Below are 17,938 nucleotides of genomic sequence, written 5' to 3'. Positions count from 1 at the left end.
ATGAATGTCGGCTTTTTTTAGGAAAAGAAAATTGAGGTACCCGCTCTTGGCATTGCTTATACTGGGACTGGCCGCAACAATTATGATCGCGTTTTTATCAGAATTGGCTGCGGGTATATTCTTTTTTCTTTTCGCTGCCGCTTTTGCGTATACGTGGCTAATTGAAAAAAGGACATATGAAACAACCGAAAAACATATTGAAACCCTTTCCTACCGAATGAAAAAAGTCGGGGAAGAGGCGTTGCTTGAAATGCCGATCGGTATTTTATTGGCAAATGACAATTTCGATATTGAGTGGGCGAATCCCTATATCAGCTCTGTACTTGAATATGACACCTTGATCGGCGAGTCGATTTACACTTTGTCGGACGATTTTCACACATTGGTGAAATCAGAAGAAATCCGGGATTTGACGATCACTCTCGGCGATCGTAAATACCGCGTCTACTATAAAGCGGATGACCGGTTATTCTATCTTTTCGACATTACGGAACAAGTGGAAATCGAAACATTGTATTACGCGGATCGCACTGTCATCGGCATTCTGTTCATCGATAATTATGATGAATTGGCCCAGGGCATGGACGATCAGACGCGCAGCAATTTGAACAGTCTGGTCACGTCGCTCGTCAATGACTGGGGAGCGACACACGGTATCTTCGTCAAACGGGTTTCATCAGACCGTTTCATGGCCGTATTTAACGAATCAATCCTGAAACAGCTGGAGATGTCGAAATTTGCCATCCTGGATGATATCCGGGAAGTGACAGCAAAAGATAATCTGGCACTGACCCTGAGTATCGGTGTAGGTGCCGGTTCGGCATCGCTTGTCGAACTTGGCAGCATGGCGCAGTCGGGGCTTGATCTGGTTCTTGGCCGCGGAGGCGACCAGGTGGCGATCAAACATCCGAGCGGAAAAGTGAAGTTTTACGGAGGCAAAACCAACCCGGTCGAAAAACGTACGCGGGTTCGGGCTCGCGTCATTTCGCACGCATTGCGCGATCTGATCCAGGACAGCGACCAGGTGTTTATCATGGGGCATAAGATGCCGGATATGGATGCCATCGGGGCAGCAGTCGGAGTCGCCAAAATGGCGGCGATGAATCAGGTCAAAGCACGCATCGTGCTCGATTTCGATGAATACGACCGCAGCGTCAGCCGCCTGATGGAGGAAATCGAAAAAGATGATGATCTTTTCGAACAATTTATCACGCCGGAAGAGGCGCTGGCCGATATGACGGATAATTCGCTGCTCGTTGTAGTGGATACGCATAAGCCGTCGATGGTCATCGAAGAACGGCTGCTTCAGCGGATGGAAAGGGTCGTATTAATTGATCACCACCGCAGAGGCGAAGAATTCATCACCAATACCATGCTTGTTTATATGGAACCTTATGCATCTTCCACTGTCGAACTGGTGACGGAATTGATTGAATATCAACCGAAGCATGAAAAGCTGTCGATGCTGGAAGCAACAGCAATGCTTGCGGGAATTATCGTGGATACAAAAAGTTTTACATTGCGGACAGGAGCCCGTACATTCGAGGCGGCATCCTATTTGCGCGCAAACGGCGCAGACACCGTACTGGTGCAGCGCATTCTGAAAGAAGATATGGATACGTATCTTGAACGTGCGAGAATCGTTGAAACAGTTGAATTTGTCGGCAACGGCATCGCGGTTGCCCACGGTCAGGCAGGACAAACCTACAGCCCGGTGCTGATCGCACAGACGGCGGATATCCTGCTGACGATGAAAGATGTCAACGCATCGTTTGTCATTGCGGAACGGGTTGAAGGCGGCATCGGCATATCGGCACGCTCGCTCGGAGAAGTGAATGTCCAGGTCATTATGGAAAATCTCGGAGGCGGCGGCCATTTGACAAATGCGGCGACGCAGATGCCGGAAGCGACCATTGAAGAAGCGATTGAGAGCGTAAAACAAACTATTTTAGAAACTTATGAGGGGGATCAATCCGAATGAAGGTAATATTTTTGAAAGACGTAAAAGGCAAAGGCAAAAAAGGTGACATTAAAAATGTGGCGGACGGTTATGCACATAACTTCCTATTGAAAAACAATTTGGCAAAAGAAGCCGATCAGGCAGCAATCAGCCAATTGGCCGGCCAGAAGAAAAAAGAGGAAAAAGAATCTGCGCAGGAATTGGCAGAAGCCCAGAAATTGAAAGAAGAACTGGAAACTCTGACAATCGAGCTGACAGCAAAATCCGGTGAAGGCGGCCGTCTATTCGGTTCCATCACAACAAAGCAAATTGCGAAAGAACTTGAAAAAACCCACGGCATCAAATTGGACAAACGCAAAATGGAGTTGGATGACGCCATCCGCGCGCTTGGCTACACAAATGTGCCGGTAAAATTGCGCAACGATGTAACAGCGACGCTCAAAGTTCATGTAACAGAAGAAACGTAAGGAGATGGACCGATGAATGATGTTATGGATCGTGTCCCTCCGCATAACCAGGAAGCCGAGCAATCGGTTCTCGGTGCCATATTCTTAGAGCCGCAATCTTTAATTTCGGTTGCAGAAATTGTTATGCCGGAAGATTTCTACCGCATCGCGCACCAGAAAATATTCCAGACAATGATCAATTTATCGGATCGCGGAAAAGCGATTGATGTGGTGACAGTAACAGAAGAGCTTTCCGCTAAAAAGGAATTGGAAGATGTCGGCGGGCTGTCGTATTTGACGGAAATCGCCAATGCGGTGCCGACCGCGGCGAACGTCGGCCATTACGCCCATATCGTGGAAGAGAAAGCTTTGCTGCGCCGCCTGATCCGCGTAGCGACTTCCATTGTGGAAGACGGTTTCAGCCGCGAAGATGAAGTGGAAGCATTGCTTGCTGAAGCGGAAAAGAAAATGATGGAAGTGTCCAGCCGTAAAAATGCCGGCGACTTCATTCATATTAAAGATGTGCTTGTGAAGACGTATGACAACATCGAGTTGCTGCATACCCGCAAAGGGGACGTCACAGGCATTCCTACCGGGTTCAAGGACCTCGATAAGATAACGGCAGGATTTCAGCGCAACGACCTGATTATCGTGGCTGCACGTCCTTCTGTCGGTAAGACGGCATTTGCACTCAACGTCGCACAGAACGTTGCAACAAAGACCGATGAAAATGTGGCCATCTTCAGTCTCGAGATGGGTGCGGAACAGCTCGTCATGCGTATGCTCTGTGCGGAAGGCAATATTGATGCGCAGGTGCTGCGTACCGGTGCTTTGCAGAACGAAGACTGGCGCAAGCTGACGATGGCGATGGGCAGTCTGTCGAATGCCGGAATTTTCATCGACGATACGCCGGGCATCCGGGTCAATGATATCCGCGCGAAATGCCGTCGTTTGAAACAGGAGTACGGTCTCGGCATGATCATGATCGATTATCTTCAGTTGATCGCTGGTCCCGGCAAATCCGGCGAAAACCGCCAGCAGGAAGTATCGGATATTTCCCGTTCCCTCAAAGGCCTGGCCCGTGAACTTGAAGTTCCGGTCATCGCACTGTCCCAGCTTTCCCGTGGAGTGGAGCAGCGCCAGGACAAGCGGCCGATGATGTCGGATCTTCGTGAATCCGGAAGTATTGAGCAGGATGCCGATATTGTGTCGTTCCTGTACCGGGAAGATTATTACGACAAGGAAACAGAAGATCAGAACATGATTGAAATCATCATTGCCAAGCAGCGTAACGGCCCGACCGGCACAGTGAAGCTGGCTTTTGTGAAAGAATACAATAAATTCGTCACCATCGACTGGAGTCAGCACGAATCCGGCGGCGACTTCTAAACACGAACATTCAAATGTGGAAACGCATTTTATGTTCGTGTTTTCTTTGATTTTTTATTGACGAAAATAGGTTTCATTGATACAATGGACACTGTTTGAAACAAGGGCGAAAGCCTGACGGAGGTGCGGACAATGACATCAGTCGTAGTAGTAGGAACGCAATGGGGAGACGAAGGCAAAGGGAAAATCACGGATTTTCTATCCGAGCACGCGGAAGTGATTGCACGCTATCAGGGCGGAAATAACGCCGGGCACACAATCATCTTTGGCGGAGAAACATATAAATTGCACTTGATTCCATCAGGAATATTCTATAAAGATAAAACTTCAGTGATCGGCAACGGCATGGTCGTGGACCCGAAAGCATTGGTCAAAGAATTGAAAGGCCTCCACGACCGTGGCGTCACAACAGAAAACCTGCGCATTTCAAATCGCGCACACGTTCTACTGCCTTATCACATCAAGCAGGACGAAGTGGAAGAAGCGCGCCGTGGCGCCAATAAAATCGGCACGACCGGAAAAGGCATCGGACCGGCATATATGGACAAAGCTGCACGCGTCGGAATCCGTATGGCCGATCTGCTGGATCATGTCGTATTTGAAGAAAAACTTCGCATGAACTTGAAAGAGAAAAATCGCCTGTTTGAGAAATTTTACGAAACAGATGGTTTTACTGTTGAAGAAATCATGGAGGAATATTATCAATACGGCCAGGAAATCGCCAAATACGTGACGGATACATCGAAAGTATTGAACGATGCATTTGACGAAGGCCGCCGCGTATTGTTTGAAGGTGCACAAGGCGTAATGCTCGATATCGACCAGGGTACTTATCCTTTCGTAACTTCATCCAACCCGGTTGCCGGTGGTGTCACTATTGGAGCGGGTGTAGGACCGACGATGATTTCCCATGTTATCGGTGTCTGCAAAGCCTATACATCACGTGTAGGGGATGGACCGTTCCCAACAGAATTATTCGACGAAGTCGGCGACCAGATCCGCACAGTCGGCAAAGAATACGGCACCACGACTGGCCGTCCGCGCCGCATCGGTTGGTTCGACAGCGTTGTCGTGCGTCATGCGAGACGTGTCAGCGGGTTGACGGATTTGACGGTCAACTCGATCGACGTTCTGACGGGTCTTGATACGGTGAAAATCTGTACAGCATACCGTTACCAGGGCGAGCTGATCACAGAATATCCGGCGAACCTTCGCATGCTTGCTGATTGCGAGCCGGTCTACGAAGAACTTCCAGGCTGGACGGAAGATGTAACGAGCTGCAAATCGCTCGATGAATTGCCTGAAAACGCGCGCCATTATTTGGAGCGCATCTCGCAATTGACAGGCGTTCAAATCTCGATTTTCTCAGTAGGACCTGACCGCAACCAGACGAATATTGTTACAAGTGTTTGGAGATAACAAAGAAAAGCGACGGCACCCGTTTAGCTCCGAAAGGCATAAGACGGACCAGCGAAGTGGCGTTCTGCCACGCAGCTGGGCTGGCTTATGACCCGAGGAGCTGGGTCGCCGGAGTCTGGACACCGAAAAGCGGAAACGGCCGTTAAGCTCCGACAAGCGTAAGACACTCTGGCGAAGCGGCGTGTTTTCAGCCGTACAGCCAGAGGGGCTTACGCCTCGAGGAGTTGGCCGTTGGAGTCTGGACAAAGAAAAGCGACGGCACCCGTTAAGCTCCGAAAGGCATAAGACGACCCAGCGAAGTGGCGGTTTATGCCACGCAGCTGGGTTGGCTTATGACCCGAGGAGCTGGGTCGCCGGAGTCTGGACATCGAAAAGCGACGGTACCCGTTCAACATATAAACAACATTCTATACTTCATTGATTTATTGAAAGAGGCAAAAAGCCGGACACAATTGTGTCCGGCTTTTTGCCTTTTTGAAAGTTTATGATTCTCGACCAATGACTCATTGTGGAACATTGGATATAAGGTCATACACAATTTGGACGCTTTTTTTGCTATGTCAAAAAAATATCCGTCCCTAAAATTAAAGAATGCTACAGGAATATGACAAAAATTACAGGCATTTACCGTTAATATCCTTTTTAAGCACTCATTATTAGAAAAAATAACTAATTATAAACGTTAAAAACCTAATAAAATCCATTAAATGTAATAAAATGTAAGTTATATATCGTTTTATTTACAGTGGGCAGTTTTATGCTATTTTGGTATAAGTTTGTGATATGGTGATGGAGGCTTAAATTTAATCAGAGAAATGTATGAGGAAATTGTAAGTGAAAGGGGATTATGAGTGCCATATGGGAAACTTTAACGTTAAGAGCTTCAACATTAGCGGCTCACACCTTATTAAAATAGCAGCATCGGTTTTTCTGGTGATGGGGATGCATACTAATCCAGCAGCCGCAGAAGACGGTTTTGAAACGATTTATCATATATATAATGATGGGAACTATGTAGGTGCCGTTAATGAAGGCGAAAAAGTCGAAGAGCTGGCGGCGGCAAAATTAGCTCTTGCAGAAGAAGATTTTACAGAGCTGGACCTGGAGCCTGATGAAAGCTTCAGTATGATTGCCGAGCAGGTTTTTGAACCTTCAGAGAATAATGAACAGGAAGTCCTTGAAAAACTGGATCAAGAATTGGACATTAAAGCTGCTTCATTTGCATTGACTCTTGACGGAGAGGTAATTGCACAGCTGAAAGACCGTTCAGCTTATGATGCAACAATCCGTGAGCTGCTGCTTGCTTATGCAAGCCCTGAAGAGTTGGATCAATGGGAAGAAAATAAGCGTACAGGAAACGGTTTACCCGAACTCGAAGCGGGTCAAACACAAATCACGGCCATTAATATAGAAGATAGTATTTCCGGCACAAGAGATCAGGCCGACCCGGAAACGATAAGCACGCCTGAAGAGGCGGCTGAGATTCTGTTGGCAGCAAAAGACATCACTGTCTCTGTTGAAAAACAGCAAAAAGAGGAAGAAAACGTAAAATTCGAGACTGTCGAGAAAGAAGACAAGAATCTTTTTATCGGCGAATCGGAAGTTGAGCAAAAAGGGAAAGACGGCGAAAAGCAGGTTCTGTATAAAATGATTGAAAAAGACGGTGAACAATTGGAGCGGGAAGCGGTTGGAGAAGCTGTCACCGTTGAGCCGGTCGAAAAAATAGTGTTGAACGGCACAAAAGAGTTGCCATCAATTGGAACCGGTGAATTTGTCTGGCCGGCACAGGGCGGCTATATTTCCAGCAAGAAAGGGCCGCGCTGGGGCAAGCAGCATCAAGGCATCGATATCGCCCAGCCGGACGACTTTGCTATACTGGCTTCTGACCACGGAGTCGTGAAGACTGCCGGCATGCACAACACTTTCGGCAATCACGTCATTATTGACCACAATAACGGCTTTGAAACAATTTACGCCCATCTTGATTCCATCGATGTGAAAGTCGGCGATAAGCTAACACAAGGTACCAAGCTAGGTGTTATGGGAACAACAGGCCGCTCTACCGGAATTCATCTGCATTTTGAAATTCACGAGAATGGGGTTAATAAAGACCCTTTGAATTATATAAGCGAATAAAATAACAAGGGAAGCCGGCATCTCCACAAGCCGGTACTGTTTAAAAAGTAAACAGCGGTGCCAGCAGGGAAAAGCCAAGCTTTTCCCTGCTGGCATTTGCAATTGAAAACAGCTCAACAGCCGCTTTACAGCAAAATGAAAAATATCCCCTTAAAATTGAGTAATTATTTCCCGGGAAATATCACGCAATGAATGAGAGATGCTAAACAACCTGAACAGTGATAAAGTAAAGGAAGAAAAGTTTAAAATCAGGGTGGGAACTTCTATTCAAAAAAGGGGAGATCATTGATGAATAAGACGATTTTGGTAGTGGATGATGAAAAGCCGATTGCGGATATCCTGCAATTCAACTTAAAAAAAGAAGGATTCAACGTGGTGTGTGCGTATGACGGGGATGAAGCGATCAAATTGGCGGAGGAAGTAAAGCCGGATTTGATGCTTTTGGATATCATGCTTCCTAACCGCGACGGCATGGAAGTATGCCGGGAAGTGCGCAAAAAGTTTGATTTTCCGATCATCATGCTGACCGCAAAAGATTCTGAGATCGATAAAGTGCTCGGCCTCGAACTGGGAGCAGATGATTACGTGACAAAACCGTTCTCGACGCGGGAATTGGTGGCACGCGTTAAAGCCAACCTGCGCCGCCAGAATATCGTCCCTTCTGAAGAGGCTGGACCGAATTCGAATGATATCCAGGTGGGTGCTTTGACGATACAGCCGGATGCCTACCTGGTTCTGAAACGTGAAGAAACGATCGAGCTGACTCACCGGGAGTTTGAATTGCTGCATTATCTCGGCAAGCATATCGGCCAGGTGATGACCCGTGAGCATTTGCTTCAAACCGTATGGGGCTATGATTATTTTGGTGATGTACGCACAGTGGATGTTACAATTCGCCGACTGCGCGAAAAAATTGAAGATAACCCGAGCCATCCGGCATGGATAGTGACGCGCCGTGGTGTTGGGTATTATTTGCGGAATCCTGAACAGGAGTAGACTGAATGCAGAAAGTAACTTTTTTCAAATCAATCCATGTGAAAATCGTGTTGATTTATATCCTGCTGATCCTATTGGCTATGCAGATCATCGGCCTTTATTTCGCAGAGCAATTAGAAGAGAGACTGATCGAGAACTTTGAAGAGTCGATTATGGACCGGATGGAAATCATCGAGTTCAGTGTCCGGGAAGAAATAATCAGAACCCGGACAGAGGACGATCTGACTGTGGAACAAAGTCTCCGGTCGGTATTGAGCGGCTTTAACTCCTCGGATATTTCTGAAATCCGGGTAGTGGATTCGCGTTACCGGATCCTTGGCTCATCAGCGATTGAGAAACAGCCGCTGATCGGGCAACGGTCGGCCGATGAATTGGTCCGACAAACGATTGTCGGTGTAGAGCCACAAGAACAAATCAAGATAAACAGAGCGAACGACCGCCGGGTATGGGTTAAAACACAGCCGATTGTTACGGTGGGCGGTGAGCTGCTTGGAACCCTCTACTTGGAGGCAAGAGTGGAAAATGTTTATGACCAAATGGACGAAATTAACTCGATCCTGGCGGGCGGAACAGCTCTGTCACTCGTCATTACAGCAATTCTGGGTATCCTGGTGGCACAAACCATTTCCAAGCCGATTTCGGATATGCGAAAACATGCACAAGCTATGGCCAAAGGGAATTTTTCACGTAAAGTCCGTGTCTATGGTGATGATGAAATCGGCCAATTGGCGAAAGCATTTAACCATCTGACAAACAGGCTGCAGGAATCCCAGCAATCGACGGAAAGTGAACGGCGAAAGCTCGCTTCCATCCTGGCGAATATGACGGACGGGGTGTTGTCCACAGATCGCAGAGGAAGAATTATTCTGATCAATGATCCGGCTCTCCGCTTATTGGATGTTTCACGTGAAACGGTGATGAATCGGCCAATAACAGCGATTTTAGGACTTGAAAGTGAATATACGTTTGAAGATTTGATTCATATGAAAGATGCAATCACACTCGACTTCGGCACGAATGAACAAAGTGCATTGATGCGAACTAATTTCTCAGTCATCCAGAAAGAGACCGGCTTTGTAAATGGGTTGATTGCGGTCCTGCATGACAATACGGAGCAGGAAAAGATTGATATGGAACGGCGCGAATTTGTTGCCAATGTCTCCCATGAACTTCGGACGCCGCTGACGACAATGCGCAGCTATCTTGAAGCGCTTGCTGAAGGTGCATGGCAGGACAATGACCTGGCGCCGCGATTCCTCAATGTGACGCAGACGGAGACGGAACGCATGATCCGTCTGGTCAATGATTTACTGAAACTGTCCAAAATGGACTCCGGTGAAACGGAGCTGAATAAAGAAATGGTTGATTTCAAAGTATTTTTCAACCGTATTATTGATCGTTTTGAGATGTCAAAATCACAGAACGTCACGTTCGAGCGTGATATGCCCAAAACTCCTTATTTTGTTGAAATCGATCCGGATAAGATGACGCAGGTATTTGATAATATCATATCCAATGCCCTGAAATACTCACCGGAAGGCGGCAAGGTTTCCTTTACCTTGCGTGAAGAGGATGGTCTGCTGCAGACGAAAATCAGTGATCAGGGCATGGGAATTCCGAGAGAGAATCTCGATAAGATTTTCGATCGTTTCTATCGTGTTGACCGTGCGCGTTCACGGGAAATGGGGGGGACCGGACTGGGGCTCGCCATTTCCAAAGAAGTAATCAATGTCCACGGCGGAACGATTTGGGCGGAAAGCAGTTATGGAAAAGGAACGACAATTTTCTTCACGCTTCCGTTCGAAACAGATGACGGAGGTGAGTGGGAATGAAGTATATCGAACAAGTAAAATCGATCGTTTTGTTTTTGCTGGTTTCTCTGAGTCTTGGACTGACTTTTATCATCTGGAATTTCACGCCATCTACATTGGTGTCCATTGAACCGTCACCTGCAATTGATATCGATGTGGGCGAAACAAAGAAAATCGAACAGATTGTCCGGCCTACAAAAATTCTTTACCATAACGGAGAAAACGTTAACGGCACTGTCAATAAAGATGAGATGGATTTATTCCTTAGTCTGATGCGACAGCAATGGGAGATAAGTGATTTGTCCCTGCAGACGGATGAAGCGACAGCGGAAGATATGACAGAAATAATGCATAATCCTTCGCGGGCTGTGCTGTATTATCCGGGCAATGTGCCGTTTCCCGTTTTCGATACCTTGATGGATATCTCAGATACCAACGTACCGGAAGCAACATTCAATCGAATGGTCGTCAATTGGGAGAGCTCCGCGAGTGGCGAACTTGATATTAATTTTATCAATTCCGAATCGGGACGCATCTACCAGGGAACTGTTCAGTTAAATGATTTCGCGAGTTTTGAAGAAAGCATAATCAAACCTGCTGAACAGTATCCTCTCTATATAACAGACGAATCTATCGGCTTACTGCCGATTTATGTACCGGCTGAAAGTATCGATACATCGAGTTATGTATATCTCTATGAAGAAACGCCATTGGAGGAGTATGCAAGGGGGTTGTTTGCCGGCAGTGTGGAACCGGCCAGAAATTTAATTGATGGCGGCTATACGGACAACACTGGTGCATTTCTTGAAAAAGAGTCCGCTGTTAAGAGCTTGAATTACTTTCAGTCAAAAGCGGAAACAACAGATCCGGCAATTCCCTCAGAATTGGTTTTCAATACAATCGGTTTTATCAATGATCACGGCGGCTGGACAAATGAGTACCGGTATTTTGGCATGGAACCGCTCAGCCAGCAAATCGAATACAGGCTGTTCATCAATAATCTTCCGGTATTCGGATCGTCAATATCGACTGCCATAGATGTGCAATGGGGGATGTCGGGCGGCGAGGAACAGGTCTTCCGCTATGATCGGCCAATCTATGTGCTCGAACCTACGGGCAGAACGATTGACAAAGATCTCGCTTCCGGATCAACGGTGCTCACAGCATTGTCGCGTCTTGATGAAGAAGAGAAGGCCGCTGTAACTGACGTTATACCCGGCTATGAATTGGTTCGGAATTCAAATGATGTGGACCGGCTGATGCTTGTCGAGCCGACATGGTATTTCAAGACGGATGGAACATGGCTGAAGTTATCGAATGAAGTGTTAGGGGGAGGCTCATTTGGATTGGAGTAGAACAAAGACGATATTCATTATCGTCTTTTCCATTTTGAATATCTTTTTATATACCCTGTATGTGGACCGTTATACAGAAGCCGAAAATTTTTCGGATCTGGCTGAACCACAAGTGGATGAGCGGCTGGACGGCGATAATATCACTTATCCCGAAGATCTGCAGTCTGATCCAGAGGAAGAACCTTATATCAGCGGAACCAGACAAGCGTTCACAAATGAACAGGTGCTGGTGGAGGATGCTAAGGCCACTATAGTGGAAGATTATTTATTGGATGTTTCATTCGATGAACCGATCAACCTTGGTGAAGATCCGGACACAGAAAGCCTGGAAGATTTTCTTGCAGCGAACGTCTATGAAGGCGGAAAATATACACTTTGGGATGTTGTCGAAGAAGAAAATAAGGCGATCTTCTTTCAGGTAATAAATGAAAAAACATTGTATCATAGTGATAGCGGCAGTGTGACGCTCTATTGGAATGAAGAAGGACAGGCTGTCCGCTATGAACAAACGCTCTTTACCAATCTGGTGGAGAATGAACAGGCTAAAGATTTGATTTCTCCTAAACGTGCCATTGAAACGCTTTACCAAAACGGGATGCTGCAGCAGAACTCCGCTATCACATCAGCAAACCTCGGTTATTCTGTTTACGTGGCAGTATCAGATGACACACGGATGTTCCTGCCGACATGGAGGTTCATCGTGGAACTCGAAGATGGATCGACTGCTGATTATTATGTGAATGCCATCAAAGACGGAGTCATCGAATTCAAGCAGGCGGAAGAAGAAGGTTCGGAATAAGGAGTTTTTATTATGCGTTTTAGTGTATTGGCAAGCGGCTCAAGCGGCAATGCCATCTATATAGAAAATGACCAGCATTCATTTCTGGTCGATGCCGGTCTGAGCGGCCGTAAGATGGAAGAGCTTTTTGCTTCCATCGGCAAAAAGATGAGCGATTTGGATGGCATTCTGGTCACCCACGAGCACAGCGATCATATCAAAGGGCTCGGAATTGTGGCCCGTAAACACAAAGTGCCGATTTACGCCAACGCCAAAACCTGGCTGGCGATGGACAAGCTGGTCGGGAATATAGCAGTTGAACAACGTTTCCATTTCGACATGGATACGGTGAAAACGTTCGGGTCATTGGATATCCAATCATTTGCGGTGTCTCATGACGCTGCCGACCCGATGTTTTATGTATTCCATGAAAACGGGCGCAAGCTGGCATTGATCACAGACACGGGCTACGTCAGCGACAAGATGAAAGGCATCATCCAGGCATCCGACGCGTATGTGTTCGAAAGCAATCACGATGTCGGCATGCTGCAGATGGGCCGTTATCCTTGGTCAGTCAAACGCCGGATCCTGAGTGATGTCGGCCATGTGTCCAATGAAGACGCAGCAGTCGCGATGAGCGAAGTGCTGGCTGAAAAGCCGACGAAAATTTATCTGTCGCATTTGAGCAAAGATAATAATATGAAGGATTTGGCGCGCATGAGCGTGGAGCAGACCCTGCAGACCAAAGGCATCATTGTCGGTGAGTATGTGGATCTGCTGGATACGGATGCGAATGTGGCGACCAAGTTGGTTATTGTATGAAAAGGGCTTCGCGGTTGCGGAGCCTTTTTCCTATTAACTTTTACAAAGTGCTCAAGCTTGCATTGTCAGAATTCTATTCATAGAATTAGGGAAAGATAGTTTTCTGAGAGGATGGGACAGATGGGGTATTACGATCAAACACCAAATGGAAGACAGCGGCCGAACAGGGGGCGTGTATTTCTAGCGGGGCTTTCCGGCGTTCTCGTGGGCGCTTTGATTATCGGGCTGTTGTTTTTTTTGAGACCGGAATTGATGCCCGGCTATAATACGGACACGGCTCAAAATCAGCAGGAAACGGTGGACAGCGGCGAACAGGGGCAGACGGAGCAACGTTCAGTGGAAGTGACGAATGATGTTACGGAAGCTGTGGAAGTAGCCAATGATACGGTTGTCGGAGTCACCAACCTGCAGGCGGGATCGGATTTCTTTTCTGAATCTCCGAACCAGGAAGCGGGTACTGGATCAGGGGTTATCTATAAAAACGAAAACGGCACCGCTTTCGTGGTGACGAATCACCACGTTGTAACTGGAGCCACTGATATTGAAGTGACGATGCCGGATGGCGAAAAAAAAGAAGCGACACTTGTCGGCGGTGATGTCTGGACCGATTTGGCCGTGCTCAGCATGGACAGTGAAGGAATAGAGGACGTTGCGCAATTTGGTGATTCAGATGTCTTGAAACAAGGTGAAACGGTCATTGCCATCGGAAATCCTCTCGGCCTCGATTTTTACGGATCGGTTACGACCGGTGTAGTATCCGGGGTGGACCGGGCAGTGCCAGTCGATATCGATAGAGATACCGTGGTGGACTGGGAAGTGGAAGTATTGCAGACGGATGCGGCCATTAATCCCGGCAATAGCGGTGGTGCATTGATCAATATCAGCGGCCAGCTGATCGGCATCAATTCGATGAAGATTAATCCGACAACTGCGGAAGGTATCGGTTTTGCGATTCCGATCAATACAGCCATCCCGATTATTGAAGCGCTCGAATCAGAGGGCCAGATGGTGCGCCCGGCTATGGGCATTACGTTGACGGATTTGAACCAGGTGCCGCAGATGTATCGTGAAGATACATTAAATCTTCCGGATGACGTCACTTCAGGCGTTGTGGTCAGCTCCGTGCTGCCGGATTCCGGAGCAGCCGAATCCGGGCTTCAGGAATATGATGTGATTGTCGAGATGGACGGCGAACCGATCGACGGCAGCATCGCGCTCCGCAAACATCTTTATGAAGACAAGGAAATCGGGGAAACGCTACAGGTAAAAGCTTACCGTGACGGTGAACTTTTGGAGTTCGAATTCGAGCTTGTGGACAGTTCTTCATTGCAATAATAAAGAAGGAACCGGAGAGAAATCTCCGGTTTTTTTCTGGCTGTCGAGAAACTGACAACTTCTCCAATCATTTCGCTCTAGGCGGACGCTTTCCTCGGGGAGCTGCCTGAGCCTCCTCGCTCGCTCCGCTCCCTGCGGGGTCTCAGGACTAGCTCTGGTTCCCGATGGAGTCGCCGCCTGCCGCTTCATTCTGTTCTGATAATGCAAGTGTTCACCTTCTCACATACCACACACTTAAACGTCGATTCCTTTATAAAAAGTAAGCTGAGATATGGAGCAAAACAGCGAAGACGCCCAGGGGACCAAGCGAATGCCGACGAAGCTAGCGAAGTGATGCAGGAGCAGCCTTAAAATCGTGCTCCTGCAGTGCTGCGCACTTCGTCGCAAAGACAGTTTCCGTGCAGGACACGTCTACTGTCTTCGAAGCTGTTTTGCGGAATATCGGCTTTCATTTTTACTTTCTTAACAAGCTCAAAAAAACCGGAGAGAAATCTCCGGTTTTTTTATTGCAGGAAAAAGAAGGTTTCAGGCGAATTTAACAGAGACTAGAAATTGATGAACGGAGGATGGACATGTTCAGAACGATGAATGATTTTTATACAACGTGGAAAGAGGAAGCGAAAGGGACCCAACAGGTGCTGGATTCGCTGACAGACGAGTCCCTGCAGAAAAATTTCACTGAAGGACACCGGAATCTTGGGCGACTCGGCTGGCATTTGGCGACGACATTGGAAGAAATGGTTTCACATACAGGCCTGCAATTTTCAGGAGCGGATTTCAGCAAACCCGTACCGGACACTGCCGAGGAAATTGCGGAAGCCTACCGTTTCACGAACCAGTCGATGATCAGGGCAATGAAAGACAATTGGACGGATGAAACGCTGCAGGAAGAACACGATATGTACGGGGAGAAATGGACCGTGGCGACAATTTTGAAAGTATTGCTGCTGCATCAGGTGCATCACCGTGCGCAGATGACAGTGTTGATGCGCCAGGCCGGATTAAAAGTGCCTGGCCTTTACGGACCCGCAAAAGAAGAATGGACTGCAATGGGTGCAGAACCGCCAACTGTTTAAAATCCACCGCAGAGCTGGTCAGCTCTGCGGTTTCTTTACGTAAAATTTTCTACTTCCTTTTTTAGATTGTAATATTATTGTAAAATTTGTTAACAAAAACAGTGGAGTACACTTGTATCGTTCGGAAAAGCAGAAAAATAACATGTGGATAACTTTCGGGAGAAGTGAGATGGGACAACTATCCACAGGCTGAAAAAAAGTTGATTATGCGAATTGTCTTTCTTCTGTTACAATGACTTGTGGATAAATATGAATGAAATGTGCATAACTGTGTGGAATATTCGGAAATCGAAGGGAATGAAAAAAATGGAGATTAAATGCTGTAAAACCCATGTAGAACATGGCTTGGATGTATTCGTTGCAAAGACAGAAAGCTATCCTATCCTAACAGAATTATCAGAAGACGAAAAGTTATCCACAGTCTGTGATTACTGTGAAGAGCCTGCTTTGTATCTTGTGGCCAGTTCATAAAAAGCCACAAGATGTAGAAGAGCCTGTGGATATGTGTATAACAATGGTGGATAACTTGTTTGTAAATTTACTGTAAAGGGGGATATCTTGTGAATATCTCAATTGTCACTGTAGGAAAGCTGAAAGAGAAATACTTAAAATCAGGGATAGAAGAATATACAAAAAGGCTTGGCAGCTACTCAAAGATTAACGAAATCGAAGTGGCGGACGAAAAAGCGCCGGAGCAATTGAGCGATGCGGATATGGAGATCGTTAAGAAAAAAGAGGGAGAAAGAATCCTCGCTAAAATTCCGGCTGATGCCTATGTAATTGCACTGGCAATCGACGGCAAGATGAAAACGTCGGAAGGGCTGGCAAAAGACCTGGAATCCCTGATGACTTACGGCCGCAGCAAAATCGTCTTTGTCATCGGCGGCTCACTCGGTTTGCATGATGAAGTATTGAAGCGGGCGGATGAGAAACTATCGTTTTCCAAGATGACGTTTCCGCATCAATTGATGAAGTTGATTTTGGTGGAGCAGGTGTATCGGGCATTTAGGATAATGAAGGGTGAACCTTATCATAAGTAAATGAGGTTTTTTCGATAATATTAGTGTAAGAAATCTTGTTGAATCTAGTTACTGATGTAAGGGAGCAAAATTTAACTATGATATAATAAAGAAATGCCATTACTATATGTTTTGTAGGGCATTTTTTTATTTTGTCTTTATTAAATGGAGAATGTATGTTCTTATTAGGGTATAATAAGATATAAGAAATTTTGTTCAAATATAATTGTCGATGGAAGGTGCTAATATTGAGTCAAATTAAAACTATTGAAGACCAACTTGGTGGTATCGAGTGGGATTTTTTAACTTCTAGTGCTGTGAAGGGCATTCACTCAATTCACCCCTATCCAGCTAAGTTTATACCAGAAATACCTAGAACCCTACTTGATATCCTTCCACTTCCTGAAGGTACCGCAGTTATGGATCCTTTTTGCGGAAGCGGCACAACACTAGTCGAGGCACAAAATAAAGGTATTCCAACAGTTGGTGTTGATTTAAATCCAATAGCTTGTTTAATGAGCAAAGTAAAAACAACCTCACTGCCTGGAGAGTTTCTTGAGGTAGCTGAATATTGTACTAAGAACGCAAAGGATAAGAGTAGATATGAAATTAAACATATCCCAAATTTGGATCACTGGTTTGAAACGGATATACAAAATGCTATCTCAGCATTAATTGAGGAAATTGATAAGGTTGAAGTAAAGGATATCCAAGACGGATTAAGGTTAGCTTTATCAAGTATTATCGTAAGAGTTTCTAATCAAGAAAGTGATACTCGTTATGCGGCTATTGAAAAGAACGTAACCAAAAATAATGTATTCGACTATTTTTTGGTAGCATGTAAAAAATTCAGTATTCATTTAAACGGAAATCTTTTTAGTGACAATGTATCTTGCGAAGTTATTAATAAAAGCATTTTAGAAGTCACACCTTCTGATATAAATAAGAAAATAGGAATGGTTATCACCTCGCCACCATATCCCAATGCATACGAATACTGGCTATATCACAAATATCGGATGTGGTGGTTAGGGTATGATCCAAACGCAGTAAAAGTAAATGAGATAGGCGCAAGAGCACATTATTTCAAGAAGAATCACCAAACTATAGAAGATTTCATAATTCAAATGGATTATGTTATATCATTGTTATCGCAGGTAGTAGTATCTTCCGGTTATATATGTTTTGTGGTTGGACGATCAATCATTCACGGAAAAGAATATAATAATGCTCAGATAATTGAAGATCTAGCTTTAAAACACGAGTTATCAGTTGTATCAATCATTGAACGGAACATAGCTAAAAACAGAAAATCTTTTAATTTGTCTCATGCTAAGATAAAAAAAGAAACTTTATTAGTGTTACAAAAGAAATGACTGTAAGTAAGAAGGCGGGA

The 17,938-nt window shown here is 45.9% G+C and carries 15 protein-coding genes; all 15 read left to right on the top strand.

Features of this window, described 5'->3' with window-relative positions:
• The first annotated feature begins 4 nt into the window (after positions 1-4).
• Positions 5-1,981 (top strand): DHH family phosphoesterase, encoded by a 1,977-nt coding sequence (locus ACFQ1X_RS09910; RefSeq protein ID WP_144839730.1) that lies wholly within the window; start codon positions 5-7, stop codon positions 1,979-1,981.
• On the top strand, positions 1,978-2,427 hold the full coding sequence (rplI, locus tag ACFQ1X_RS09905; protein ID WP_144839732.1) for a 50S ribosomal protein L9: 450 nt from the start codon (positions 1,978-1,980) through the stop codon (positions 2,425-2,427). Before ACFQ1X_RS09910 ends, rplI begins: the two co-directional genes overlap by 4 nt.
• 12 nt (positions 2,428-2,439) lie before the next feature.
• On the top strand, positions 2,440-3,795 hold the full coding sequence (dnaB, locus tag ACFQ1X_RS09900; RefSeq protein WP_144839734.1) for a replicative DNA helicase: 1,356 nt from the start codon (positions 2,440-2,442) through the stop codon (positions 3,793-3,795).
• Positions 3,796-3,927: 132 nt separating this feature from the next.
• Positions 3,928-5,214, top strand: coding sequence for an adenylosuccinate synthase (locus tag ACFQ1X_RS09895; protein WP_144839736.1), 1,287 nt, complete (start codon positions 3,928-3,930; stop codon positions 5,212-5,214).
• Positions 5,215-6,156: 942 nt separating this feature from the next.
• Complete coding sequence (locus tag ACFQ1X_RS09890) at positions 6,157-7,350, top strand: M23 family metallopeptidase (protein WP_379082346.1); 1,194 nt, start codon at positions 6,157-6,159, stop codon at positions 7,348-7,350.
• 288 nt (positions 7,351-7,638) lie between these two features.
• On the top strand, positions 7,639-8,346 hold the full coding sequence (gene yycF / locus ACFQ1X_RS09885) for a response regulator YycF (protein ID WP_144839740.1): 708 nt from the start codon (positions 7,639-7,641) through the stop codon (positions 8,344-8,346).
• Positions 8,347-8,351: 5 nt separating this feature from the next.
• A complete protein-coding gene (walK, locus tag ACFQ1X_RS09880; protein WP_144839743.1) occupies positions 8,352-10,178 on the top strand; it encodes a cell wall metabolism sensor histidine kinase WalK in 1,827 nt (608 codons plus the stop codon).
• Positions 10,175-11,512, top strand: coding sequence for a YycH family regulatory protein (locus ACFQ1X_RS09875; RefSeq protein WP_144839745.1), 1,338 nt, complete (start codon positions 10,175-10,177; stop codon positions 11,510-11,512). Before walK ends, ACFQ1X_RS09875 begins: the two co-directional genes overlap by 4 nt.
• Entirely contained in the window at positions 11,499-12,311 is an 813-nt protein-coding gene (locus ACFQ1X_RS09870) for a two-component system regulatory protein YycI (RefSeq protein WP_144839747.1), read from the top strand. The genes ACFQ1X_RS09875 and ACFQ1X_RS09870 overlap by 14 nt, the downstream gene beginning before the upstream one ends.
• A 12-nt stretch (positions 12,312-12,323) precedes the next feature.
• The gene (locus ACFQ1X_RS09865) at positions 12,324-13,112 is read left to right on the top strand and encodes an MBL fold metallo-hydrolase (RefSeq protein WP_144839749.1); all 789 of its coding nucleotides are present in this window, start codon (positions 12,324-12,326) and stop codon (positions 13,110-13,112) included.
• A gap of 120 nt (positions 13,113-13,232) precedes the next feature.
• The gene (locus tag ACFQ1X_RS09860) at positions 13,233-14,447 is read left to right on the top strand and encodes a S1C family serine protease (protein ID WP_144839751.1); all 1,215 of its coding nucleotides are present in this window, start codon (positions 13,233-13,235) and stop codon (positions 14,445-14,447) included.
• A 572-nt stretch (positions 14,448-15,019) separates the two neighbouring features.
• Positions 15,020-15,523, top strand: coding sequence for a DinB family protein (locus ACFQ1X_RS09855; protein WP_144839753.1), 504 nt, complete (start codon positions 15,020-15,022; stop codon positions 15,521-15,523).
• Between the two features lie 249 nt (positions 15,524-15,772).
• Complete coding sequence (locus tag ACFQ1X_RS09850) at positions 15,773-15,994, top strand: CxxH/CxxC protein (protein ID WP_379082340.1); 222 nt, start codon at positions 15,773-15,775, stop codon at positions 15,992-15,994.
• An 89-nt stretch (positions 15,995-16,083) separates the two neighbouring features.
• On the top strand, positions 16,084-16,563 hold the full coding sequence (rlmH, locus tag ACFQ1X_RS09845; protein WP_144839755.1) for a 23S rRNA (pseudouridine(1915)-N(3))-methyltransferase RlmH: 480 nt from the start codon (positions 16,084-16,086) through the stop codon (positions 16,561-16,563).
• 227 nt (positions 16,564-16,790) lie between these two features.
• Positions 16,791-17,918 carry a DNA methyltransferase gene (locus ACFQ1X_RS09840; RefSeq protein WP_379082337.1) on the top strand — a complete coding sequence of 376 codons (1,128 nt, stop codon included), beginning with the start codon at positions 16,791-16,793 and terminating at the stop codon, positions 17,916-17,918.
• Positions 17,919-17,938: the final 20 nt, after the last annotated feature.

It is taken from the genome of Metaplanococcus flavidus (assembly GCF_042675885.1).
GTDB lineage: Bacteria > Bacillota > Bacilli > Bacillales_A > Planococcaceae > Planococcus > Planococcus flavidus.
The sequence above is the reverse complement of the archived record's forward strand: the minus strand, read 5'-3'. Positions and strand labels throughout refer to the sequence as shown.